The organism is Vibrio sp. S12_S33, from assembly GCF_963889785.1.
GTDB lineage: Bacteria > Pseudomonadota > Gammaproteobacteria > Enterobacterales > Vibrionaceae > Vibrio > Vibrio aestuarianus.
The window spans coordinates 14,842-37,607 of record NZ_CAWPQZ010000011.1; the positions used below are offsets into that span (position 1 = coordinate 14,842).

General features: G+C 44.9%; 36 protein-coding genes. 35 read left to right on the top strand and 1 reads right to left on the bottom strand.

Translation table 11 applies throughout. The annotated features are described in order from the left end of the window. Positions 1-24: 24 nt before the first annotated feature. The 35 genes from AACW06_RS07180 (at position 25) to rplQ (ending at position 21,705) form a co-directional block, all read left to right on the top strand. A complete protein-coding gene (locus AACW06_RS07180) occupies positions 25-225 on the top strand; it encodes a YheV family putative zinc ribbon protein (protein WP_053309534.1) in 201 nt (66 codons plus the stop codon). 95 nt (positions 226-320) lie between these two features. Next, on the top strand, positions 321-920 hold the full coding sequence (slyD, locus tag AACW06_RS07185; protein ID WP_192074569.1) for a peptidylprolyl isomerase: 600 nt from the start codon (positions 321-323) through the stop codon (positions 918-920). Positions 921-1,100: 180 nt separating this feature from the next. Continuing rightward, positions 1,101-2,042, top strand: coding sequence for an isoaspartyl peptidase/L-asparaginase family protein (locus tag AACW06_RS07190; protein WP_192074570.1), 942 nt, complete (start codon positions 1,101-1,103; stop codon positions 2,040-2,042). 129 nt (positions 2,043-2,171) lie between these two features. Continuing rightward, complete coding sequence (locus AACW06_RS07195) at positions 2,172-3,488, top strand: adenylosuccinate synthase (RefSeq protein ID WP_192074571.1); 1,317 nt, start codon at positions 2,172-2,174, stop codon at positions 3,486-3,488. A gap of 219 nt (positions 3,489-3,707) precedes the next feature. Next, the gene (motX, locus tag AACW06_RS07200; protein ID WP_053309530.1) at positions 3,708-4,343 is read left to right on the top strand and encodes a flagellar protein MotX; all 636 of its coding nucleotides are present in this window, start codon (positions 3,708-3,710) and stop codon (positions 4,341-4,343) included. Between the two features lie 132 nt (positions 4,344-4,475). Beyond that, entirely contained in the window at positions 4,476-6,926 is a 2,451-nt protein-coding gene (gene rnr, locus AACW06_RS07205) for a ribonuclease R (RefSeq protein WP_053309529.1), read from the top strand. Positions 6,927-6,943: 17 nt separating this feature from the next. Beyond that, entirely contained in the window at positions 6,944-7,684 is a 741-nt protein-coding gene (rlmB, locus tag AACW06_RS07210) for a 23S rRNA (guanosine(2251)-2'-O)-methyltransferase RlmB (protein ID WP_053309528.1), read from the top strand. 392 nt (positions 7,685-8,076) lie between these two features. After that, on the top strand, positions 8,077-8,388 hold the full coding sequence (rpsJ, locus tag AACW06_RS07215; RefSeq protein ID WP_001181007.1) for a 30S ribosomal protein S10: 312 nt from the start codon (positions 8,077-8,079) through the stop codon (positions 8,386-8,388). A 14-nt stretch (positions 8,389-8,402) separates the two neighbouring features. Continuing rightward, entirely contained in the window at positions 8,403-9,032 is a 630-nt protein-coding gene (gene rplC / locus AACW06_RS07220) for a 50S ribosomal protein L3 (protein ID WP_053309527.1), read from the top strand. 16 nt (positions 9,033-9,048) lie between these two features. After that, the gene (rplD, locus tag AACW06_RS07225; protein ID WP_053309526.1) at positions 9,049-9,651 is read left to right on the top strand and encodes a 50S ribosomal protein L4; all 603 of its coding nucleotides are present in this window, start codon (positions 9,049-9,051) and stop codon (positions 9,649-9,651) included. After that, entirely contained in the window at positions 9,648-9,950 is a 303-nt protein-coding gene (gene rplW, locus AACW06_RS07230; protein ID WP_053309525.1) for a 50S ribosomal protein L23, read from the top strand. Before rplD ends, rplW begins: the two co-directional genes overlap by 4 nt. A gap of 16 nt (positions 9,951-9,966) precedes the next feature. After that, the gene (gene rplB, locus AACW06_RS07235) at positions 9,967-10,791 is read left to right on the top strand and encodes a 50S ribosomal protein L2 (protein ID WP_053309524.1); all 825 of its coding nucleotides are present in this window, start codon (positions 9,967-9,969) and stop codon (positions 10,789-10,791) included. A gap of 20 nt (positions 10,792-10,811) precedes the next feature. Further along, on the top strand, positions 10,812-11,090 hold the full coding sequence (gene rpsS / locus AACW06_RS07240; RefSeq protein ID WP_010318762.1) for a 30S ribosomal protein S19: 279 nt from the start codon (positions 10,812-10,814) through the stop codon (positions 11,088-11,090). A 10-nt stretch (positions 11,091-11,100) separates the two neighbouring features. Further along, entirely contained in the window at positions 11,101-11,433 is a 333-nt protein-coding gene (gene rplV, locus AACW06_RS07245) for a 50S ribosomal protein L22 (protein WP_053309522.1), read from the top strand. A 17-nt stretch (positions 11,434-11,450) separates the two neighbouring features. Next, positions 11,451-12,149: a 30S ribosomal protein S3 gene (gene rpsC, locus AACW06_RS07250; RefSeq protein WP_053309521.1), complete on the top strand. Its 699-nt coding sequence runs from the start codon at positions 11,451-11,453 to the stop codon at positions 12,147-12,149. 11 nt (positions 12,150-12,160) lie between these two features. Further along, positions 12,161-12,571: a 50S ribosomal protein L16 gene (gene rplP / locus AACW06_RS07255; RefSeq protein ID WP_010318765.1), complete on the top strand. Its 411-nt coding sequence runs from the start codon at positions 12,161-12,163 to the stop codon at positions 12,569-12,571. Continuing rightward, complete coding sequence (rpmC, locus tag AACW06_RS07260) at positions 12,571-12,762, top strand: 50S ribosomal protein L29 (protein ID WP_010318766.1); 192 nt, start codon at positions 12,571-12,573, stop codon at positions 12,760-12,762. Before rplP ends, rpmC begins: the two co-directional genes overlap by 1 nt. After that, the gene (gene rpsQ / locus AACW06_RS07265; RefSeq protein WP_053309520.1) at positions 12,762-13,016 is read left to right on the top strand and encodes a 30S ribosomal protein S17; all 255 of its coding nucleotides are present in this window, start codon (positions 12,762-12,764) and stop codon (positions 13,014-13,016) included. Before rpmC ends, rpsQ begins: the two co-directional genes overlap by 1 nt. Before the next feature lie 160 nt (positions 13,017-13,176). Beyond that, entirely contained in the window at positions 13,177-13,548 is a 372-nt protein-coding gene (gene rplN / locus AACW06_RS07270) for a 50S ribosomal protein L14 (protein ID WP_053309519.1), read from the top strand. 12 nt (positions 13,549-13,560) lie between these two features. Further along, a complete protein-coding gene (gene rplX, locus AACW06_RS07275) occupies positions 13,561-13,875 on the top strand; it encodes a 50S ribosomal protein L24 (RefSeq protein ID WP_053309518.1) in 315 nt (104 codons plus the stop codon). 14 nt (positions 13,876-13,889) lie between these two features. Then, complete coding sequence (gene rplE, locus AACW06_RS07280) at positions 13,890-14,429, top strand: 50S ribosomal protein L5 (RefSeq protein WP_053309517.1); 540 nt, start codon at positions 13,890-13,892, stop codon at positions 14,427-14,429. Between the two features lie 17 nt (positions 14,430-14,446). Beyond that, the gene (gene rpsN, locus AACW06_RS07285) at positions 14,447-14,752 is read left to right on the top strand and encodes a 30S ribosomal protein S14 (protein ID WP_053309516.1); all 306 of its coding nucleotides are present in this window, start codon (positions 14,447-14,449) and stop codon (positions 14,750-14,752) included. 29 nt (positions 14,753-14,781) lie between these two features. After that, positions 14,782-15,174: a 30S ribosomal protein S8 gene (gene rpsH, locus AACW06_RS07290; RefSeq protein WP_053309515.1), complete on the top strand. Its 393-nt coding sequence runs from the start codon at positions 14,782-14,784 to the stop codon at positions 15,172-15,174. A gap of 10 nt (positions 15,175-15,184) precedes the next feature. Continuing rightward, a complete protein-coding gene (rplF, locus tag AACW06_RS07295) occupies positions 15,185-15,718 on the top strand; it encodes a 50S ribosomal protein L6 (protein ID WP_192074572.1) in 534 nt (177 codons plus the stop codon). Between the two features lie 9 nt (positions 15,719-15,727). Beyond that, positions 15,728-16,081: a 50S ribosomal protein L18 gene (gene rplR / locus AACW06_RS07300; RefSeq protein WP_053309513.1), complete on the top strand. Its 354-nt coding sequence runs from the start codon at positions 15,728-15,730 to the stop codon at positions 16,079-16,081. A 14-nt stretch (positions 16,082-16,095) separates the two neighbouring features. Continuing rightward, the gene (rpsE, locus tag AACW06_RS07305) at positions 16,096-16,596 is read left to right on the top strand and encodes a 30S ribosomal protein S5 (RefSeq protein ID WP_053309512.1); all 501 of its coding nucleotides are present in this window, start codon (positions 16,096-16,098) and stop codon (positions 16,594-16,596) included. Positions 16,597-16,603: 7 nt separating this feature from the next. Then, positions 16,604-16,780, top strand: a complete 177-nt coding sequence (gene rpmD, locus AACW06_RS07310; RefSeq protein ID WP_004398455.1) for a 50S ribosomal protein L30 — start codon at positions 16,604-16,606, stop codon at positions 16,778-16,780. A 5-nt stretch (positions 16,781-16,785) separates the two neighbouring features. Then, positions 16,786-17,220, top strand: a complete 435-nt coding sequence (rplO, locus tag AACW06_RS07315; protein WP_192074573.1) for a 50S ribosomal protein L15 — start codon at positions 16,786-16,788, stop codon at positions 17,218-17,220. A 20-nt stretch (positions 17,221-17,240) separates the two neighbouring features. After that, positions 17,241-18,575, top strand: coding sequence for a preprotein translocase subunit SecY (gene secY, locus AACW06_RS07320; protein ID WP_053309510.1), 1,335 nt, complete (start codon positions 17,241-17,243; stop codon positions 18,573-18,575). A gap of 27 nt (positions 18,576-18,602) precedes the next feature. Then, on the top strand, positions 18,603-18,716 hold the full coding sequence (gene rpmJ / locus AACW06_RS07325; protein ID WP_000868186.1) for a 50S ribosomal protein L36: 114 nt from the start codon (positions 18,603-18,605) through the stop codon (positions 18,714-18,716). Positions 18,717-18,863: 147 nt separating this feature from the next. Next, on the top strand, positions 18,864-19,220 hold the full coding sequence (rpsM, locus tag AACW06_RS07330; RefSeq protein WP_053309509.1) for a 30S ribosomal protein S13: 357 nt from the start codon (positions 18,864-18,866) through the stop codon (positions 19,218-19,220). An 18-nt stretch (positions 19,221-19,238) separates the two neighbouring features. Further along, entirely contained in the window at positions 19,239-19,628 is a 390-nt protein-coding gene (gene rpsK, locus AACW06_RS07335) for a 30S ribosomal protein S11 (RefSeq protein ID WP_001118870.1), read from the top strand. Positions 19,629-19,655: 27 nt separating this feature from the next. After that, the gene (rpsD, locus tag AACW06_RS07340; RefSeq protein ID WP_053309508.1) at positions 19,656-20,276 is read left to right on the top strand and encodes a 30S ribosomal protein S4; all 621 of its coding nucleotides are present in this window, start codon (positions 19,656-19,658) and stop codon (positions 20,274-20,276) included. A gap of 23 nt (positions 20,277-20,299) precedes the next feature. Then, positions 20,300-21,292, top strand: coding sequence for a DNA-directed RNA polymerase subunit alpha (locus AACW06_RS07345; protein ID WP_192074574.1), 993 nt, complete (start codon positions 20,300-20,302; stop codon positions 21,290-21,292). A 26-nt stretch (positions 21,293-21,318) separates the two neighbouring features. Then, the gene (gene rplQ, locus AACW06_RS07350; protein WP_053309506.1) at positions 21,319-21,705 is read left to right on the top strand and encodes a 50S ribosomal protein L17; all 387 of its coding nucleotides are present in this window, start codon (positions 21,319-21,321) and stop codon (positions 21,703-21,705) included. 301 nt (positions 21,706-22,006) lie between these two features. On the opposite strand, the gene AACW06_RS07355 is transcribed toward rplQ, so the two are convergent. Then, entirely contained in the window at positions 22,007-22,627 is a 621-nt protein-coding gene (locus tag AACW06_RS07355) for an FKBP-type peptidyl-prolyl cis-trans isomerase (protein WP_053309505.1), read from the bottom strand. Between the last annotated feature and the right edge of the window lie 139 nt (positions 22,628-22,766).

Below are 22,766 nucleotides of genomic sequence, written 5' to 3' on the forward strand. Positions count from 1 at the left end.
GTATTATAAGTCGTAGGATTTAACGTGAAACAGAAAAAACGCTTCATCGCTGGGGCTAGTTGCCCAAAATGCCAGTCGCAAGACACACTTCGCTGGTGGGTAGATAACAATATAGAGTTGGTGGAATGTGTTGAATGTGACTACCACGAGCAGCGCAAACCCAAGTCTGTAGAAAAAAGTGAACATGCCAAGCAAGAGATGATTGGTATTTTTAAACCAGAATAATTGAGTTTCTGTAATAGATCCCCATAATACCGTCATACTGAACGTATTCTTAGGTTAAGTCATACAACCTAGGAACCAAACTCCTTGGAGCTGTTATGAAAATTGAAAAGAATGTAGTTGTAAGCCTTGCCTACCAAGTCAAACTTGAAGACGGTATTGTTGTTGACCAATCTACTGTTGAGGCACCGCTTGACTACCTTCATGGTCACAACAACCTGATCACAGGTCTTGAAAACCAATTGGAAGGCAAAGTAGTCGGCGATAAATTTACGGCAACTATCGCTCCTGAAGATGCATACGGTGAGCACAACGATGACTTAGTTCAACGTGTGCCTGCTGAAGTATTCCAAGGTGTTGAGCAAATTGAAGTTGGCATGCGCTTCCTTGCCGATACTGACCAAGGTCCGATCCCTGTTGAAGTAACAGAAGTTGATGGCGATGAAGTAGTGGTTGACGGTAACCACATGCTAGCTGGCCAAACTCTAACCTTTGATGTTGAAGTGGTTGCGATGCGCGCAGCAACAGAAGAGGAAGTTGAACATGGTCACCTTCATCAAGAAGAAGGCGGTTGCTGTGGTGGACACGACCATGACCATGACCATGAAGGTGGTTGTTGTGGCGGCGAAGGCCATGGTCACAACCACGGTGAGAAAAAAGAAGGCTGCTGTGGTGGCGGTGGTTGCGGTTCACACTAATATTTGATCGGTTTACATCGTACTACTTTCGTTGAGAAAGCGTAAATATGCTCTAGTTAATATTTTTTGAATATAAAGCGTTAATCGTGTTAGCGATTAGCGCTTTTTTTTCATCTATAGCTTGTCTATATTGATACTCAGTTTCGTGTTAGAACGCTTACCATCAGAAAAGGAATTATCATGTCACAACCTTTTGCTATTGCTATCCACGGTGGCGCTGGAACAATACTTCGTGAACAAATGAGTGAATCATTAAAATGCGATATTTTAGCAACGCTTGAAGCATCTGTTCGTGCTGGGTATCGAGTGTTAGCTGAAGGTGGTGATGCGCTGGATGCGACGGTTGAAGCAGTGAAGGTGCTTGAAGACTCACCGCTGTTTAATGCGGGTAAAGGTGCCGTTTTAACTAATAAAGAGATGGTTGAAATGGATGCCTCAGTGATGCACGGTCAATATATGGATGCAGGGGCGGTTGCTGGTATTCGTCATATCAAAAACCCTATAGAGTTGGCTCGTGATGTGATGAAAGCAAGTGAACACGTATTTTTGATTGGTGATGGGGCGGAAGAGTTTGCCTTTGCCAATGGTCATCAATATATCGAACAAGACTACTTTTTTACCGAGCGTCGCTATGAACAATTGGTCGCGATGAAAGACAATGATCAATTTGCACTGTCGGAATCCAAATACCCTGACGACAAAAAATTTGGCACAGTAGGAGCCGTCGCTTTAGATAAGCAAGGTAACCTCGCAGCAGCGACAAGTACGGGAGGTATTACTAATAAGAAATTTGGTCGCGTTGGTGATTCCCCTATCATCGGTGCTGGAACGATGGCTGAAAATGGCAATGTGGCGGTTTCAACCACTGGGATGGGAGAATACTTTATCCGTAAAATGGTTGCCGGTGATGTGGCAGCGAGGATGCGTTATTTAAAAGAAGACGTTCATACCGCGTGTGAAACCATCATCCAAGGCGAGCTAAAAACGATGGGAGGCGAAGGCGGTTTGATCGCTATCGATGGGCAAGGTGATATCCATTTTGCAATGAACAGCTCAGGAATGTACCGAGCTTGTATTGATGTGAATGGTGTATTAACCGTAAAAATCTATTCAGATGAATAAGTTAGATGCCTAAATAACTGAATGATTTATAAAGTCATTTTTTATGACATTTTTATGCTTAAAAAATGACTGCAAGGAAAGTGATTCGGTGCTAGAATCCTTTTTTAACTAGCAATCAGACTTGGAAAGATGGGAAATAACGTAGTCGTTCTAGGCACCCAATGGGGTGACGAAGGTAAAGGTAAAATCGTAGACCTTTTAACTGAAGATGCAAAATATGTTGTTCGCTATCAAGGCGGCCATAATGCGGGTCACACTCTTGTAATCGACGGTGAAAAAACCGTTCTTCATTTAATTCCATCCGGCATCCTTCGCAATAAAGTGAAATGTATCATCGGTAACGGTGTTGTTCTTTCTCCAGATGCACTAATCAAAGAAATGAAGCCTTTAGAAGAACGTGGTATTCCAGTCCGCGAACGTCTTTTCATTTCTGAAGCTTGTCCTCTAATTCTTCCTTACCACATCGCACTTGACCAAGCGCGTGAAGCCGCTCGTGGTAAAAAAGCAATTGGTACGACTGGTCGTGGTATCGGCCCTGCTTATGAAGATAAAGTTGCTCGTCGCGGTCTACGCGTTGGTGACCTATTCGACATGGCTGCATTCGCTGAAAAACTAAAAGAAGTTATGGAATACCACAACTTCGCACTAGTTAATTACTACAAAGCAGAAGCAGTAAGCTACGAAGAAGTGCTTGAGCAAGCTAAAGGCTATGCTGATCTACTGACTTCGATGGTTATCGACGTTACTGACGAACTAGACGCAGCTCGCAAGCGCGGCGATAAGATCATGTTTGAAGGTGCGCAAGGTACACTTCTTGATATCGACCATGGTACTTACCCGTACGTAACGTCTTCGAACACGACGGCTGGTGGTGTTGCTGCAGGTTCTGGTTTTGGTCCTCGTCACCTAGGTTATATCCTAGGTATTGCAAAAGCATACTGCACACGTGTTGGTGCTGGTCCATTCCCAACAGAACTATACGATGGTCTAGATAAGCAAGACCCAGTTGGTAAGCATCTAGGTACGGTTGGTCACGAGTTTGGTGCCACTACTGGTCGTCTACGTCGTACTGGTTGGTTTGATGCTGTCGCTATGCGTCGTGCAATTCAAATCAACTCTGTAACTGGTTTCTGTCTAACTAAACTAGATGTACTAGATGGACTAGAAGAGCTAAAAATCTGTACCGGTTACCAGATGGAAGATGGTTCTGTACTAGAAGTTTCGCCAATGGCTGCTGATGCATACGAAAAAGTAACGCCAATTTACGAAACAATGCCAGGTTGGTCTGAAAATACTTTCGGTGCTAAATCAATTGATGCCCTTCCTCAAGCTGCTCTTGATTACATCAAACGTATTGAAGAACTGACTGGTGTGCCAATTGATATTATTTCAACGGGTCCTGATCGTAACGAAACTATTATCAAAGTTCACCCATTTTCAGTTTAATGGTTGATAGATGAACGTTTTTAAAACCGACTTTTAAAGTCGGTTTTTTTATGCCGGTAATGATGATATTTTGAACTCGATATGGCAGAAAATTGCCGACTAACGGCAAATTTTGTCTAAAGAGTTTGCCGTTATCGCCGATAAAGTTATCAAGCCCCGCCCTATAACGATTAGTGGCTATAATTTTAAGGCTATCGACATAAATTAAAGAGTGCAGGTATGAAGCTACGAATGGTAGCAGCTTCATTGTTTTTGGCGCTGAACTCATCCTTGAGTCATGCAAATGTGGCGGAAGTGGGTGAGCCAGTCCCTATTTACACCGAAGCTGAGTTAATCAAGTTAATTGAGCAAAATAAACATTTAGAACAAGTTAAAGCTGATAACTGCCAGTTAGTGGAAGATATTGTGGCACGTGCCACTCGCATTAACCTGCCATCTTACGAATTTTTGTATGGTGATATGTTGGCGTGGGGAGTGTGTGTTGACCAAGATGTTGAGCTTGGCTTGTACTATATGGAAAATGCTGCCCACCAAGGCTTACCCGTAGCGCTAGAGCAGCTAGGGCGCTACTATTCTCGTGGAACACTTGTTCAACAAGATAAAGAACGGGCGATCCCGTACCTGCGCGAAGCAGCAGCCATGGGCAATATCAATGCGCGAATTCATTTGGCAGAATTACTGCTGCGTGATTATGGCAGCCCATTAGATTACGAAGATGCGTATCGCTGGCTATATAACTCTGTCACGGCCGATCAAAGAACTCATACCCGCATTTCAATGCTTCGCCAAGGGCTTGAGCTGCGTATGCCTGATAATATTATTGCACGCGCTAAGCGGCGCGATACATTCTGGTAGCACTCATTCTTATCTAATATCGCCCAACGTAATGCTTGGGCGATATTGTTTAATAATCAATACGCTGCTGTGCCTTCTTTCCTGAGTCAGTTATACTCTTGTTATCTCTTCCTTGCTTTAGCAGGTCTGCCTATGTCTGAAATTATCAATAACGATCCCTTTGCTGATCGAGAGTCTAGCAATTACGAAAATCCAATCCCCAGCCGAGAATTTATTCTCGAGTTCCTGACGAAAGCTAATGTACCGATGAACCGTAACGATCTTTTTGAAGCGCTAGGTTTGTCTGGAGAAGAGCAGTACGAAGGATTACGCCGCCGTTTGCGTGCTATGGAGCGTGATGGTCAGTTGGTATTTACTCGTCGCCAATGCTACGCCTTACCTGACAAACTAGAAATGATAAAAGGTTATGTGATCGGGCATAAAGATGGACATGGCTGGATTCGTCCGGATGGCAGCACTGGCAAAGATAACGACATTCTGTTGCCCCACCACCAGATGCGCACCATCATCCACGGCGATTATGTATTGGTTCAGCCAACGGGTACTGACAAGCGTGGTAGAAAAGAAGGGCGTTTGGTTCGCGTGTTGGAAGAACGTAAATCTCAGCTTGTAGGACGTTTTTTCCTAGAGCACGGTTATGCCTATGTAGTTCCTGATGATTCTCGCATTACACAAGATATTCTTATTCCCAATGAGCACAGAGGCGGAGCTCGTATGGGGAATGTTGTTGTGATGGAGATTACAGACCGCGGTGCACGTACACGTGGAATGACAGGTAAAGTGGTTGAAGTGTTAGGCGAAAATATGGCACCTGGTATGGAAACGCAAATTGCGATCCGCACCCACCAAATTCCACATGAATGGCCTACTGAAGTATTGAAGCAAGTAGAGCACCTTGGTGAAGAAGTACCAGAAAAAGCAAAACAAGGTCGAGTTGATGTCCGTCAATTACCGCTAGTGACAATTGATGGCGAAGATGCGCGCGACTTTGATGACGCCGTATATTGTGAAGCGAAAAAAGGCGGTGGATGGCGTTTATGGGTGGCCATTGCAGATGTCAGTTATTATGTACGCCCAGATACAGCGTTAGATAAAGAAGCAATCAACCGTGGTAACTCAGTTTATTTCCCATCACAAGTCGTCCCAATGTTGCCTGAAGTGCTATCTAATGGTCTGTGTTCATTGAATCCACAAGTAGACCGCTTATGTATGGTGTGTGAAATGACCATCTCTGCAAGTGGTAAAATTTCCGGCTATAAACATTATGAAGCGGTGATGAACTCTCATGCTCGCCTGACTTATAACAAAGTGAGTGCGATTTTAGAGGGGGATGAAGAACTTCGTGAACGCTACCAACCTCTTATTCCGCATCTTGAAGAGCTACACACTATGTATAAAGTGTTGAAGCAGGCTCGCGATGAACGAGGTGGTATTGAATTTGAAACGGTTGAAACGAAATTCATCTTCAACGCGGAGCGTAAAATTGAAAGCATCGAACCGGTTATCCGTAACGATGCTCATAAGATCATTGAAGAATGTATGATCTTAGCCAATATTGCTTCTGCGACTTTGGTTGAAAAAGCCAAAGAGCCTGCGTTGTACCGTATTCATGAATCCCCAGGAGAAGAGCGTTTGATGGGGTTCCGTGATTTCTTAGGTGAGTTGGGCCTTAGCCTTGAGGGTGGGTTGACTCCATCTCCAACCGATTATGCCAATTTAATGAAACAGATTGGTGAGCGGCAAGATAAAGAACTTATCCAAACCATGCTTCTTCGCTCAATGAAGCAAGCGGTCTATAATGCTGATAACTGTGGTCACTTTGGTTTAGCGTTAAAACGTTATGCACACTTTACGTCACCAATTCGCCGTTACCCTGATCTATTGCTGCACCGAGCGATTAAATATCTAATTGCGAAAGAATCGGGCACTCATACCGATCGCTGGACACCAACTGGTGGTTTCCATTATTCATTTGATGATATGGATTATTATGGTGAACAATGTTCTACGACCGAACGTCGTGCCGATGATGCGACCCGCGAAGTCTCTGATTGGCTAAAATGCGAATACATGCAAGACCATGTGGGTGAAGAACTTGATGGGGTAATTGCTAATGTAACTGGCTTTGGTTTCTTTGTGCGTTTGACTGAACTGCATATTGATGGTTTGGTTCATATTTCAAGTTTAGCGAATGACTACTATCAATTTGACCCGATGGGACAACGATTAATCGGTGAAAGCTTCGGTAATATCTACCGTTTAGGCGATGCTGTGAAAGTGAAAGTGTTGTCGGTGAACCTTGATGATCGTCAAATCGACTTTGAATTAGTTGGAACTAGCCGTAAGCTACGCGGTGAAGGTAAAACGGCGAAGAAACGGGCAACAGAAGCACGTGAAAAGGCTAGAGGCAAAAAAGCAGCCTCAACCAAAGGCGCAAAAGCGGTTCCATTAGTCGAGCCAACCAAGCGCCCTGATGACAAAGTAAGCCCAAGCAACAAGCCAAAGCGCAAGAAGGCAAAAACAGATAAAGCGCGTAAAGATAAACCACGAGCCAAAACGACCAAGACTCGCGCCAAAAAATAATGATTGATAGGTAGACCATGAGTAACGAATTTATTTACGGGATTCACGCCGTAAGTGCAGTGCTAGAAAATGATCCAGCACGTTTAATTGAAGCGTTTGTGCTGAAAGGGCGTCAAGATGATCGCCTCCTTCCTTTGCTCAATGAATTGCAACATTGCGGTGTTTCTATTCAGCAAATGGGACGCAAAGCGCTAGATGACAAAGCACATGGAGCAAACCATCAAGGATTGATCGCTCGAGTAAAACCAGCGAAACAGTTGAATGAACATGATCTGGATGAGATTCTTTCCAAACATGAGCAACCATTGATCTTAGTGCTAGATGGCGTGACTGACCCACATAACCTTGGTGCCTGTTTGCGAAATGCTGACGCTGCAGGTGTGGCTGCGGTTATTGTGCCAAAAGATAGGTCAGCCCCAATGACTGCGACAGTCAGTAAAGTCGCGTGTGGGGCAGCAGAAACCGTACCACTAGTACGCGTGACAAACTTAGCGAGAACCATGCGAGCCTTGCAAGAACAAGGGGTTTGGTTTGTGGGGACTGCTGGTGAAGCCACGCATGATATTTATCAGGCAAAGCTTACTGGTCCGCTAGCTATCGTTATGGGGGCGGAAGGAGATGGCATGCGTCGTTTAACCCGTGAAACCTGTGATGATTTGATTAAAATCCCAATGTCGGGCAGTGTTTCAAGCTTAAATGTTTCGGTGGCTTCAGGTATTTGTCTATTTGAAGCTGTCAGACAGAGACAAACCGCATAACCTTACCCATAGTATCGGTAAGAAGGCATCGACTGTGGTGCCTTTTTATTGGTCAAAAAATAATCACGGATAATTTTCACACAGTACTTGCATGTGAAACTGTGATCTGTATAATGCACCGCACTGGTTAAATCCGGTTGTGAACCAATGAGCAGTGAGGAGTAAACTGACCTAGCTGTTAGTTTAGTAACGTATACTCAGCTTATGTTCGCAGTTAATACAATTAGCTCCTGTTGCGTTATCGTAATGGAATAAAGTTAATAGAAAATTAGCTGACAATGTGCCTAATTTTGGCACTACGGTTTCACATAAATCAATCGGCATTCTCTCGTTTTAACGGGTTTGAGTGGCGATATTGTTTGTGTAATTTTTAATTATTGGAGCTCTGTCTCATGCAGAACCAACGTATCCGTATCCGCCTAAAAGCTTTCGATTACAAACTAATCGATGCTTCTACAGCGGAAATCGTTGAAACAGCAAAACGTACCGGCGCACAGGTTCGTGGTCCTATTCCACTACCTACTCGTAAAGAGCGTTTCACTGTTCTTATCTCTCCACACGTCAACAAAGATGCTCGTGACCAGTACGAAATCCGTACTCACAAACGTCTAATCGACATCGTTGAGCCAACAGATAAAACTGTTGACGCATTGATGCGTCTAGATCTAGCTGCTGGCGTTGATGTACAAATCAGCCTAGGTTAAGGGAGATTAGAATAATGATTGGTCTAGTCGGACGTAAAGTGGGTATGACCCGCGTATTTACTGAAGAAGGCGTTTCTATCCCAGTAACTGTTGTTGAGGTTGAAGCGAACCGTATTTCTCAAGTTAAAACTCTTGAGACAGACGGCTACGCAGCAATCCAGATCACTACTGGTGCTAAGAAAGCTAACCGTGTAACTAAACCTGAAGCTGGTCACTTTGCGAAAGCTGGTGTTGAAGCAGGTCGCGGTCTTTGGGAATTCCGTTTAGAAAACGGTGAAGAGTTTGAAGTTGGCGCTGAGCTAACTGTAGAACTTTTCAATGAAGTTAAAAAAGTAGACGTTACTGGTACATCTAAGGGTAAAGGCTTCCAAGGTGCTGTTAAGCGCTGGAACTTCCGTACTCAAGATATGACTCACGGTAACTCTTTGTCTCACCGTGCACCGGGTTCAATTGGCCAATGTCAAACTCCAGGTCGCGTGTTTAAAGGCAAGAAAATGGCGGGTCACATGGGTGCTGAGCGTGTAACGACTCAAAACCTAGAGATCGTACGTGTTGACGCTGAGCGTAATCTGCTTCTTATTAAAGGTGCAGTACCAGGCTCAACAGGCGCTAACGTGATCGTCAAACCAGCTGTTAAAGCATAACGTCTAGGAGTAAGTAATGGAATTGATGGTTAAAGGTGCTAACGCACTAACTGTTTCCGAAACTACTTTCGGACGTGAGTTCAACGAAGCCCTTGTACACCAAGTAGTTGTTGCGTATGCAGCAGGTGCTCGTCAAGGTACTCGTGCTCAAAAGACACGTTCAGAAGTTTCTGGCGGTGGCGCTAAGCCATGGCGTCAAAAAGGTACTGGCCGTGCACGTGCTGGTACTATTCGTAGCCCAATCTGGCGTACAGGTGGTGTTACTTTTGCTGCGAAACCACAAGATCACAGCCAAAAAGTAAACAAAAAAATGTACCGTGGTGCTATGAAGAGCATTCTTTCTGAGCTAGTTCGTCAAGAGCGTCTAATCGTTGTTGATAACTTCTCAGTAGAAGCACCAAAAACTAAAGAGCTAGTAGCTAAGCTTCAAGAGCTTGAGCTTAACGATGTACTTATCGTTACTGGCGAAGTAGACGAGAATCTATTCTTAGCTGCTCGTAACCTATACAAAGTTGACGCACGTGACGTAGCGGGTCTTGACCCAGTAAGCCTAATCGCGTTTGACAAGGTTCTAATGACTGCAGAAGCAGTTAAGCAAGTTGAGGAGATGCTGGCATGATCAGTGAAGAGCGTCTACTAAAAGTTCTACGTGCACCGCACATCTCTGAAAAAGCAACGATGACTGCTGAGAAAGCGAACACTATCGTTTTCAAAGTATCAAAAGATGCTACTAAAAAAGAGATCAAAGCAGCTGTAGAAAAGCTATTTGAAGTTGAAGTTAAGTCTGTAAATACTCTTATCACTAAGGGTAAGACCAAACGTCAAGGTCTACGCCAAGGTCGCCGCAGCGACGTTAAGAAAGCGTATGTGACTTTGAAAGAAGGTCAAGATCTTGACTTTGTTGGCGGCGCGGAATAACAGGAGTAGTTGAATAATGGCTATTGTTAAATGTAAGCCGACTTCCCCTGGTCGTCGTCACGTTGTTAAAGTTGTTAACGCTGACCTACACAAGGGCAAGCCGTACGCACCTCTTTTAGAGAAAAACTCTAAAAATGGTGGTCGTAACAACAACGGTCGTATCACAGTACGTCACATCGGTGGTGGTCACAAGCAACACTACCGTTTGATCGATTTCAAACGTACTAAAGATGGCATCCCAGCGAAAGTTGAGCGCCTAGAATACGATCCAAACCGTAGCGCAAATATCGCTCTAGTTCTGTACGCAGACGGTGAGCGTCGTTACATCATTGCACCTAAAGGTGTTCAAGCCGGTGACCAGATCCAATCTGGTGTTGATGCGCCAATTAAAGCAGGTAACACTCTGCCAATGCGCAACATCCCAGTAGGTTCTACTATTCACTGTGTTGAACTTAAGCCTGGTAAAGGTGCACAGCTAGCTCGTTCGGCTGGTGCTTATGCTCAACTTGTCGCTCGCGACGGTGCATACGTAACTATCCGTCTACGTTCTGGCGAAATGCGCAAAGTACTTTCTGAAGGCCGTGCAACAATCGGTGAAGTTGGTAACTCTGAGCATATGCTACGTGAACTTGGTAAAGCTGGTGCTTCACGCTGGCGCGGCGTACGTCCAACCGTACGTGGTGTAGTAATGAACCCGGTGGATCACCCACACGGTGGTGGTGAAGGCCGCACATCTGGTGGTCGTCACCCAGTTTCTCCTTGGGGCATGCCTACTAAGGGCTTCAAGACTCGTAAGAACAAACGCACCGACAAGTACATCGTACGTCGTCGTAATAAGTAATCTATATAAGAGGATAAGCCATGCCACGTTCTCTCAAGAAAGGTCCATTTATTGACCTACACTTGCTGAAGAAGGTAGAGAAAGCGGTGGAAAGCGGAGACAAAAAGCCTATTAAGACTTGGTCCCGTCGTTCAATGATCATTCCATCAATGATTGGTTTGACCATCGCTGTCCATAATGGTCGTCAGCACGTACCAGTATTTGTAACTGATGAAATGATTGGTCACAAACTGGGCGAATTCGCACCAACTCGTACTTACCGTGGTCACGCTGCGGATAAGAAAGCTAAGAAGCGCTAAGGAGTAAATAATGGAAGCTATTGCTAAACATAACTTTGCTCGCATTTCGCCTCAGAAAGCTCGCTTAGTTGCAGATCTAATCCGTGGTAAGTCTGTGGATCAAGCTCTAGAAATTCTAACGTTCAGCAACAAAAAAGCAGCTGTACTAGTGAAGAAAGTTCTAGAGTCAGCTATCGCTAACGCAGAACACAACGAAGGTGCAGATATCGACGATCTTAATGTCGCTAAAATCTTCGTAGATGAGGGCCCTACCATGAAGCGTATTATGCCTCGTGCTAAAGGTCGTGCGGATCGTATCTTGAAGCGTTCAAGCCACATCACTGTTGTTGTAGCAGACGCTTGAGACTAGGAGAGTAAGCAATGGGTCAGAAAGTACATCCTAATGGTATTCGTCTTGGCATCGTTAAGCCTTGGAATGCTACATGGTTTGCTAACACCAAAGATTTCGCTGACAACCTAGACGGCGACTTCAAGGTACGTCAGTTCCTAACGAAGGAACTTTCAAAAGCGTCTCTATCACGCATCGTTATCGAGCGTCCTGCTAAGAGCATTCGTGTGACTATTCACACTGCTCGTCCAGGTGTTGTTATCGGTAAGAAAGGTGAAGACGTTGAGAAGCTACGCACTGCTGTAGCTAAAATCGCAGGTGTACCAGCGCAAATTAATATCGCTGAAGTACGTAAGCCTGAGCTAGACGGTCAATTAGTGGCTGATAGCATCGCGTCTCAACTAGAGCGTCGCGTTATGTTCCGTCGTGCTATGAAGCGCGCGGTACAAAACGCTATGCGTCTAGGCGCTAAAGGTATCAAAGTGGAAGTAAGCGGTCGTCTAGGCGGCGCTGAAATTGCACGTTCAGAGTGGTACCGTGAAGGCCGTGTGCCTCTACACACTCTACGTGCTGACATTGATTACGCAACTTCTTCGGCTCACACTCAATACGGTGTGATCGGCGTTAAAGTTTGGATCTTCAAGGGCGAAATCCTTGGTGGTATGCCAGCTGCAAACGCTGTTGAGCCAAAGGCTGACAAGCCTAAGAAGCAGCGTAAAGGCCGTAAGTAAGGAGTCGACTGATGCTACAACCTAAACGCACTAAGTTCCGTAAGGTTCATACTGGTCGCAACCGCGGTCTAGCTAAAGGTACTGACGTAAGCTTCGGTACATTTGGTCTTAAAGCAGTTGGACGTGGTCGTCTTACTGCTCGTCAGATCGAAGCGGCACGTCGTGCAATGACACGTCACGTTAAGCGTCAAGGTAAAATCTGGATCCGTGTGTTCCCAGATAAGCCAATCACAGAAAAACCACTAGAAGTTCGTCAAGGTAAGGGTAAAGGTAACGTTGAGTACTGGGTAGCCCAAATCCAACCTGGTAAGGTTATGTACGAAATGGACGGTGTACCTGAAGAATTGGCACGTGAAGCGTTCCGCCTAGCGGCTCGCAAACTGCCATTCAAAACTACATTCGTAATTAAACAGGTGATGTGATGAAAGCACTAGATCTACGCGCAAAAAGCGCTGAAGAGCTTAACGCTGAGCTATTGAATTTGCTACGTGAACAGTTCAACTTGCGCATGCAAGCTGCAACTGGTCAACTACAGCAAACTCATACTTTGAAAGCTGTACGCCGTGATATCGCACGTGTGAAAACTGTTTTGACTGAGAAGGCAGGCGAATAATGAGCGACAAATCTCGTACTCAACTAGGTCGTGTTGTTAGCGACAAGATGGATAAGTCTATCGTTGTTGCTATCGAGCGCATGGTGAAACACCCAATTTACGGTAAATTCGTAAAGCGCACGACTAAAGTACACGCACATGACGAAAACAACGAGTGTGGCCTAGGCGATACTGTTGAAATTCGTGAGTGTCGTCCATTGTCTAAGACTAAATCTTGGACTTTGGTTAAAGTCGTAGAAAAAGCGAAGATGTAATCATCGTAATACTATGATTTTAAACGGCTCCAAAGTTTTTTTGGAGCCGTTTATTTTTTGTCTACCCAATTGAAAAAAAGGGTGGTACAATTCGCGTCCCTTTTAAAGAGGCAGCCCGACCCGAGAGGGTCTAGTTTTAATATTTAGCGGAGCACTAACAATGATCCAAATGCAAAGTACACTTGATGCAGCTGATAACTCAGGCGCGCGCAAGGTAATGTGTATTAAGGTTCTGGGTGGCTCTCACCGCCGTTACGCACATATCGGTGACATCATCAAAGTTACAGTGAAGGAAGCAATTCCTCGCGGTAAAGTTAAAAAAGGTGATGTACTGAAGGCGGTGGTAGTTCGCACCCGTAAAGGCGTACGTCGTCCAGACGGTTCTGTCATTCGCTTCGACCGTAATGCTTGCGTATTGTTGAACAACACGTCAGAGCAACCTATCGGTACACGTATCTTTGGTCCAGTGACTCGTGAACTTCGTAATGCGAAATTCATGAAAATCGTGTCACTAGCACCTGAAGTTCTGTAAGGAGCGGCACACATGGCAGCTAAAATCCGTCGTAACGACGAAGTAATCGTTCTTGCTGGTAAAGATAAAGGCAAGAAAGGTAAAGTAACTAAGGTTCTCGTAACTGGTAAAGTTATCGTAGAAGGTATCAACCTTGTTAAGAAACACCAAAAGCCGGTTCCGGCTCTAGGTCAACAAGGTGGCATCGTTGAACAAGAAGCAGCTATTGATGCTTCTAACGTTGCAATCTTCAATGAAGCAACTGGTAAAGCGGACCGTATCGGTTTCCGTTTTGAAGAAGGCAAAAAAGTGCGTTTCTTCAAGTCTAACGGTGAAACAATTAAGTAATTTGGAGTTCTACTATGGCGAAACTGCATGATTACTACAAGTCGTCTGTAGTCGCTGAGCTTACCAAAGAGTTCAGCTACACAAGCGTCATGCAAGTCCCTAGGATTGAGAAAATCACCCTAAACATGGGCGTTGGTGAAGCAATCAACGATAAGAAACTATTAGAAAATGCAGCATCTGATATGGCTACGATCTCTGGTCAAAAACCACTGATCACTAAAGCTCGTAAATCTGTTGCAGGTTTCAAAATTCGTGAAGGCTACCCAATTGGTTGTAAAGTAACCTTGCGTGGCGAACGTATGTGGGATTTCTTAGAGCGTTTAATCTCTATTGCACTTCCACGTGTACGTGATTTCCGTGGCGTTAGCGCGAAGTCTTTTGACGGTCGTGGTAACTATAGCATGGGCGTTCGTGAGCAAATCATCTTCCCAGAAATCGACTACGATAAAGTAGATCGTGTACGTGGTCTTGATATTACTATCACGACTTCTGCTGGTACTGATGAGGAAGGCCGTGCTCTGCTGGCTGCCTTTAACTTCCCATTCCGTAAGTAAGGTGAAGGGTTACTGTTATGGCTAAACAATCAATGAAAGCACGTGAAGTTAAACGTGCAAAGCTAGTAGCTAAGTTCGCTGAAAAGCGTTCTGCGTTAAAAGCTATCATCAGCGATGTAAACGCATCTGAAGAAGATCGTTGGAATGCAGTTCTTAAGCTGCAAGCTCTTCCACGTGATTCAAGTGCTTCACGTCAGCGCAACCGTTGCAACCAAACTGGTCGTCCACACGGTTACCTACGTAAGTTCGGTCTAAGCCGCATCAAAGTTCGCGAAGCTTGCATGAAAGGCGAGATTCCTGGACTTCGTAAGGCTAGCTGGTAATTGCCACTTAATCATTTGGAGTAAATCTTATGAGCATGCAAGATCCGATTTCGGATATGCTGACCCGCATTCGTAACGGTCAGGCAGCAAACAAAGTTGCTGTAAAAATGCCTTCTTCAAAGCTTAAAGTTGCAATTGCTGCACTGCTTAAAGCTGAAGGTTATATCGCTGATTTCGCTGTTGAAGGCGAAGCAAAACCTGAGCTAGAAGTTACTCTTAAGTACTTCCAAGCTAAACCAGTAATCGAGCAAATCCAACGTGTTTCACGTCCTGGTCTACGCGTTTATAAGAAAAATAACGCGTTACCATCAGTGATGGGCGGTATGGGTGTTGCTGTAGTGTCCACTTCCAAGGGTCTGATGTCTGACCGTGCTGCTCGCAAAGCAGGTCTTGGTGGTGAAATCATCTGCTACGTAGCTTAAGGAGTAGGATATGTCTCGTGTTGCTAAAGCACCTGTCGCTATTCCAGCTGGCGTAGAGGTGAAACTAAACGGCCAAGAAATCACTGTAAAAGGTGTTCAAGGTGAGCTGACTCGCGTTCTACACAACGGTGTAGTTATTGCACAAGAAGAAAACAACCTTACTTTCGGTCCTCGTGAAGGTGTTGCTAACGCTTGGGCACAAGCAGGTACTGCTCGTGCACTAGTAAACAACATGGTTGTGGGTGTTACGGCAGGCTTTACTAAAAAGCTTGTTCTTAAAGGTGTTGGTTACCGTGCTGCTATCAAAGGCAACGCAGTTGGCCTAACTTTAGGTTTCTCACACCCTGTTGAGCATGAACTCCCAGCGGGTATTAAAGCTGAATGTCCTAACCAAACTGAAATTGTTCTAACTGGTTGTGATAAGCAATTAGTTGGTCAAGTTGCGGCTGACATTCGTTCTTACCGTGAGCCTGAGCCTTATAAAGGTAAAGGTGTTCGTTACGCAGATGAAAATGTGCGTACTAAAGAAGCTAAGAAGAAGTAAGGTAACACTATGGATAAGAAAGCATCTCGCATCCGTCGTGCTACACGCGCACGTCGTAAGATTGCTGAACTGGGTGCAACTCGCCTAGTAGTACACCGTACTCCTCGTCACGTGTACGCTCAGGTTATCGCATCAAACGGCTCTGAGGTTATCGCAGCAGCTTCTACTGTAGAAAAAGCGATCCGTGAGCAAGTTAAGAACACCGGTAACGTAGACGCAGCTAAAGCAGTAGGTAAAGCTATTGCAGAACGTGCTCTTGAAAAAGGCGTGTCAGCAGTTGCGTTTGATCGTTCTGGTTTCCAATACCACGGTCGAGTAGCGGCGCTAGCAGAATCTGCTCGCGAAGCTGGTCTGAAATTCTAAGGTAGGGTTGGAAGATGGCTAAAGAACAACAACAAGCTAGTGATTTGCAAGAAAAGCTAATCGCTGTTAACCGTGTATCTAAGACGGTTAAAGGTGGTCGAATCATGAGCTTTACTGCGCTAACTGTAGTTGGTGACGGTAATGGTCGCGTAGGTTTCGGTTACGGTAAAGCCCGTGAAGTACCTGCTGCGATTCAAAAAGCAATGGAAAAAGCGCGTCGTAACATGGTTACTATCGCTCTTAACGAAGGCACTCTTCACCACGCGGTGAAAGGTCGTCACTCGGGCTCTAAAGTTTACATGCAGCCAGCTGCAGAAGGTACAGGTGTTATCGCCGGTGGTGCGATGCGTGCTGTACTTGAAGTTGCCGGTGTACATAACGTACTTGCGAAAGCGTACGGTTCTACAAACCCAATCAACGTTGTTCGCGCAACAGTTGCTGGTCTAGTAGATGTGAAGTCGCCAGAAATGGTTGCTGCTAAACGTGGTCTAACTGTTGAATCTATTTCGGAGTAAGCACACGATGGCAACTATTAAAGTAACTCAAACTAAAAGCTCAATTGGCCGTCTACCAAAGCATAAAGCAACTTTGCGTGGTTTAGGTCTTCGTCGTATCAACCATACAGTAGAACTTGAAGATACTCCGTGTGTACGCGGTATGATCAACAAGGTTTACTACATGGTTAAAGTTGAGGAGTAATCAGAATGCGTTTGAATACTCTATCTCCGGCTGCGGGTTCTAAGCCTTCTAAGAAGCGTTTAGGCCGTGGTATCGGTTCAGGCCTAGGTAAAACTGGTGGCCGTGGCCATAAAGGTCAAAAGTCACGTTCTGGCGGTAAAGTTCGTCCAGGTTTTGAAGGCGGTCAGATGCCTCTAAAACAACGTCTACCAAAATTCGGTTTCACTTCTCGTAAGAGCCTAGTGTCTGCTGAAGTTCGTCTAGCTGAGCTAGCGAAATTAACTGGTGACGTAGTAGATCTAAACAGCCTTAAAGCTGCTAACCTAATCACTAAGAACATCGAGAACGTTAAAGTTGTTCTTTCTGGTGAAATTAGCAAAGCTGTGACTGTTAAAGGTCTGCGCGTGACAAAAGGCGCTAAAGCTGCAATCGAAGCTGCAGGCGGTAAAATCGAGGAATAATCTCGAGGAACGAGGTACAGATGGCTAAGAAACCAGGACAAGATTTTCGTAGTGCTCAGAGCGGCTTAAGTGAACTAAAGTCGCGCTTATTATTCGTAATTGGTGCACTTTTAGTATTCCGAGCCGGCTCTTTTGTGCCGATTCCTGGTATTGACGCAGCTGTACTTGCCGATTTGTTCGAACAGCAAAAAGGTACCATCGTTGAAATGTTTAACATGTTCTCCGGTGGTGCTCTTTCGCGTGCATCTATCTTAGCATTGGGCATCATGCCGTATATTTCGGCGTCAATTGTTGTCCAATTGCTAACTGTAGTTCATCCAGCGTTAGCGGAACTCAAGAAAGAGGGTGAAGCAGGCCGTCGTAAGATAAGCCAATATACACGCTACGGCACGCTTGTACTTGCAACATTCCAAGCTATTGGTATTGCAACAGGCTTACCAAACATGGTCGACAATCTGGTTGTTATCAACCAAACCATGTTTACGCTTATTGCTACCGTAAGTTTAGTAACTGGTACCATGTTCCTAATGTGGTTAGGTGAACAAATTACAGAGCGAGGAATTGGTAATGGTATTTCATTGCTAATTTTTGCAGGTATTGTTGCTGGATTGCCACAGGCAGTCGGACAAACAATCGAGCAAGCGCGTCAAGGTGAATTGCATGTACTTCTTCTGTTGTTAATCGCAGTAATTGCTTTTGCTGTTATCTACTTCGTAGTTTTCATGGAGCGTGGTCAGCGTCGAATCGTCGTTAACTATGCGAAGCGTCAACAAGGTCGTAAGGTTTTTGCAGCGCAAAGTACACACTTACCATTGAAAATTAATATGGCGGGTGTAATACCAGCGATTTTTGCATCAAGCATTATTTTGTTCCCAGGAACATTAGCACAATGGTTTGGTCAAAATGGTGAGAGCAGCACATTCGGTTGGCTAACTGATGTGTCTTTGGCTCTTAGCCCAGGTCAACCTTTGTATGTTATGCTTTATGCTGCAGCAATAATTTTCTTCTGTTTCTTTTATACAGCGTTGGTGTTTAATCCTCGTGAAACAGCAGATAATCTGAAGAAGTCCGGTGCATTCGTACCCGGCATCCGCCCAGGTGAGCAGACAGCGAGATATATTGATAAAGTAATGACTAGATTAACCCTAGCGGGTGCACTATACATTACCTTTATCTGTCTGATTCCCGAGTTCATGATGGTCGCTTGGAACGTACGTTTCTACTTTGGCGGCACATCACTACTGATTGTAGTAGTGGTTATTATGGACTTTATGGCACAGGTACAGACTCATATGATGTCCCAACAGTATGATTCTGTGTTGAAAAAAGCGAACCTGAAAGGCTACGGTCGTTAATATCAGGTTCAATTACGGAGTTTAGCAATGAAAGTTCGTGCTTCCGTTAAAAAAATCTGTCGTAACTGTAAAGTAATCAAGCGTAACGGTGTCGTTCGTGTGATTTGCAGTGAGCCAAAGCATAAACAACGCCAAGGCTAATTAGCAGAAATTTTTACTTGAAATCTAAAGGTTGGTCGAGTATATTCCCCGGCCTACCTTTTGCGTGCAAAAGAAGTAGTATGCCGCAGCGTATCCTCGACGGGCTCTGCTGCGGATAATTTCTTATATAAGTACTAGGAGTGAATAGTGGCCCGTATAGCAGGCATTAACATTCCTGATCAAAAGCATGCTGTGATTGCATTAACTGCAATCTACGGTATCGGTAAAACCCGTTCTCAAGCTATCCTAGCTGATTTGGGTATTGCTGAAAGTGTTAAGATCAGTGAACTAACTGAAGAGCAGATCGATCAACTGCGTGATGGTGTAGCTAAATACACTGTAGAGGGTGATCTTCGTCGTGAAGTTTCCATGAACATCAAGCGTCTTATGGACCTTGGTTGTTACCGTGGTCTTCGTCATCGTCGCAGTCTACCACTACGTGGACAGCGTACTAAAACCAACGCTCGCACCCGTAAGGGTCCGCGTAAGCCGATCAAGAAATAGTCGGAAGGGTAGAGTACAATGGCAAAACAACCAACTCGCGCACGTAAGCGTGTACGCAAGCAAGTTGCTGATGGCGTAGCGCACATCCATGCATCTTTCAATAACACAATCGTAACTATCACAGACCGTCAAGGTAATGCTCTAGCATGGGCTACTGCTGGTGGTTCTGGTTTCCGCGGTTCTCGTAAGTCTACTCCGTTCGCTGCACAGGTTGCTGCAGAACGTTGTGCTGAAATGGCTAAAGAATACGGCCTAAAGAACCTAGAGGTTATGGTTAAGGGTCCAGGTCCAGGTCGTGAATCTACTGTTCGCGCACTGAACGCTGCTGGTTTCCGTATCACTAACATTGTTGATGCGACACCAATCCCTCATAACGGTTGTCGTCCACCTAAGAAACGTCGCGTATAACGTTTCTAGGAAGATTGGAGAAAGATCATGGCAAGATATTTGGGTCCTAAGCTAAAGCTTAGCCGCCGCGAAGGTACTGACTTGTTCCTTAAGTCTGGCATTCGTGCGATTGATACCAAGTGTAAAATTGACAACGCACCAGGTGTACACGGCGCTCGTCGCGGTCGTCTATCTGAGTACGGTGTTCAGCTTCGTGAGAAGCAAAAAGTTCGTCGTATCTACGGCGTTCTAGAAAAACAATTCCGTAACTACTACAAAGAAGCTGCACGCCTTAAAGGCAACACAGGTGAAAACCTGCTTCAGCTTCTTGAAGGTCGTCTTGATAACGTAGTTTACCGCATGGGCTTTGGTGCAACTCGCGCAGAAGCACGTCAGCTAGTTAGCCATAAAGCTATCGTAGTAAACGGTAAAGTTGTAAACGTTCCTTCTTTCAATGTTACGGCTAACGACGTTGTTGCAATCCGTGAGAAAGCTAAAAAGCAATCTCGCATCAAAGCGGCTCTAGAAGTTGCTGAACAACGCGAAAAACCAACTTGGATTGAAGTAGATGCTGGCCAGATGGAAGGTACATTCAAGCGTATGCCTGAACGTTCTGATCTATCAGCTGATATCAACGAACAATTGATCGTCGAGCTTTACTCTAAGTAAGGTTAAACTAAAGAGAGGACACAATGCAGGGTTCTGTAACAGAATTTCTTAAGCCACGTCTTGTTGATATCGAACAGATCAGCACGACACACGCAAAAGTAACTCTTGAGCCGTTAGAGCGTGGTTTTGGCCATACTCTGGGTAATGCACTTCGCCGTATTCTATTATCTTCTATGCCAGGTTGTGCTGTCACTGAAGTAGAGATTGAAGGCGTACTACACGAGTACAGCACTAAAGAAGGCGTTCAAGAAGATATCCTTGAGATCCTTTTAAACCTTAAGGGTTTAGCTGTACGCGTTGCCGAAGGCAAAGATGAAGTGTTCATTACGCTGAACAAATCAGGCTCGGGCCCTGTTGTTGCAGGTGACATCACCCATGATGGTGATGTAGAGATCACTAACCCTGAGCACGTGATTTGTCATCTAACGGATGGCAACGCTGAGATCGCTATGCGTATCAAAGTAGAGCGTGGTCGTGGTTATGTTCCAGCTTCAGCTCGTATCCATACTGAAGAAGATGAGCGTCCAATCGGTCGTCTACTTGTAGATGCAACTTACAGCCCAGTAGACAAAATTGCTTACTCTGTAGATGCAGCTCGTGTAGAACAGCGCACTGATTTAGACAAGCTTGTTATCGATATGGAAACGAACGGTACTCTAGAACCTGAGGAAGCTATCCGTCGCGCAGCAACTATTCTTGCTGAGCAATTGGATGCGTTCGTAGATCTTCGTGATGTACGTGTACCTGAGGAGAAGGAAGAGAAGCCAGAATTCGATCCAATCCTACTGCGTCCTGTAGACGATCTTGAACTAACAGTTCGCTCTGCTAACTGTCTGAAAGCAGAAGCGATTCACTACATCGGTGATCTAGTACAGCGCACTGAGGTTGAGCTACTTAAAACGCCAAACCTTGGTAAGAAATCTCTTACAGAGATTAAAGACGTGCTTGCATCACGTGGTCTATCTTTAGGTATGCGCCTAGAGAACTGGCCGCCAGCGTCTATCGCTGAAGATTAATCGATACTAGTTAGAAGGATTAGGTCATGCGCCATCGTAAGAGTGGTCGTCAACTCAACCGCAACAGCAGTCATCGCAAAGCGATGTTCAGCAACATGGCTAGCTCTCTAGTACGTCATGAAGTTATCAAGACTACTTTGCCAAAAGCAAAAGAGCTACGTCGCGTCGTTGAGCCTTTGATTACACTAGCTAAGACTGACAGCGTTGCAAACCGTCGTCTAGCATTTGCTCGCACTCGTGATAACGAAGTTGTAGCAAAACTATTTAACGAACTAGGTCCACGTTTCGCTGCCCGTCAAGGCGGTTATACACGTATCCTTAAAGCCGGTTTCCGTACTGGTGATAAAGCTCCAATGGCTTACATTGAGCTTGTAGATCGCCCAGAAGTAGCTGTAGAAGCTGCTGCTGAGTAATCAGTTCGTATATAATAAAAAAGCCGAGCAGCAATGCTCGGCTTTTTTGTATCTGAAATAAAGCAAATTACAGCTTATACCAAGCCCAGTAAGTAAATGTTCAGAAATAGCGTAGGAAAGATGCTTGATAAAACGGTGGAATTTTTCGATAAGTAGTTATTCTACAATCAAAAGTTCGAATGCAGTTATTGGGTATTTTAACAAGCTAGGGTGACCAGTTATTTACCACGATTGGTATTATATTGCCGATATAAAAAAGGCTGGCAATTGCCAACCTTTGCTCATCCGTTATAAGACTATCTTATAGGATATCAAGTAGTTCTACTTCGAATACTAGTGCTGCGAATGGAGGAATTGCTGCACCTGCACCGCGCTCGCCGTAGGCAAGATCTTGTGGAATGTATAACTTCCATTTAGAACCAACAGGCATTAGTTGAAGAGCTTCTACCCAGCCTTTAATTACACCTGTAACAGGGAACTCAGCAGGTTGTCCACGAGATACTGAGCTGTCAAATACAGTACCATCTGTTAATTCACCGTGGTAATGAACGCGTACTTGTTTGTCAGATGTTGGGATCTCACCAGTACCTTCAGTGATGATTTCGTACTGTAGACCAGACTCAAGAACAGTCACTTCAGAGCGTAATGCATTATCTGCTAAGAATACTTCACCATCAGCAGCTGCAGCTTTTGCTGCTTCTTGACGTGCAGATTCAGCTCGTGTGTGTAATTCTTGCAGTGCGTTATTGATTTCATCAATCTCAATTGATGGCATTTCGCCTACTAGTGCCGTTGCAATGCCAGCTGCGATAGCGTCAACATTTAGACCGTCTAGGCCGCTACCAGCAAGCTGTTGACCCATTTGTAGACCAATACCGTAACTTGCTTTTTGCTCTACAGTTTCAAATTTTACTTCAGACATAAACTGTCACTCTTTTATCTAAATAAACAAAGGCCAAAGAATAGCAGTTTCAGCCAGCGGATGAAACGGTAACACGTGATATCTGAATTCAATCGTTCAGGTTGTGACAAATCGCAGATCACCCAGAAAAATGTTTAAG